Annotated in this window: 1 protein-coding gene; it reads left to right on the top strand. The window is 71.6% G+C overall.

Translation table 11 applies throughout. The annotated features are described in order from the left end of the window. Positions 1-616, top strand: a 616-nt coding sequence (locus BIU89_RS12920; protein ID WP_441294453.1) for a Cgl0159 family (beta/alpha)8-fold protein, incomplete at both ends; no start/stop codon positions are given.

The raw sequence follows: 616 nt of genomic DNA, 5'->3' as shown, positions 1-616 counted from the left end.
CCCTGCTCGCCGACGACGGCAAGCTCTTCATCGTCGCCGCCGACCACCCCGCACGCGGTGCGCTGGCCGTGCGCGACGACGAGTCCGCGATGGCCGACCGCTACGACCTGCTCGAGCGGCTCGTCACGGCCCTCGGTCGTCCGGGGGTCGACGGGGTGCTCGGTACCCCCGACATCCTCGAGGACCTCGCGCTGCTCGGCGCCCTCGACGGCAAGGTCGTCGTCGGGTCGATGAACCGCGGTGGACTCCGCGGCGCCACGTTCGAGATGGACGACCGGTACACGGCGTACTCGGCGCAGGCGATCAAGGACTCCGGGCTCGACTTCGCCAAGCTGCTGGTGCGCATCGCCCTGGAGGACTCGGGCACCGCGCCGACGCTCGAGGCCACGGCCCGCGCCGTCAGCGAGGCCGCGGCGCTCCAGCTGCCGATCATGCTCGAGCCGTTCATGTCCGAGTGGCGGGACGGCCGGGTCGTCAACGACCTGTCGGCCGACGCCGTGATCACCTCGATGGCGATCGCTGCGGGACTGGGCGAGTCCAGCGCCTACAGCTGGCTCAAGATCCCCGTCGTCGACGACATGGAGCGCGTGATGGCCGCGACGACGCTGCCGACGCT

The organism is Curtobacterium sp. MCBA15_005, from assembly GCF_001864855.1.
GTDB classification, from domain to species: Bacteria; Actinomycetota; Actinomycetes; order Actinomycetales; family Microbacteriaceae; genus Curtobacterium; species Curtobacterium flaccumfaciens.
Note: the sequence above shows the minus strand (reverse complement) of the source record. Positions and strands in the feature narration are given on the sequence as shown.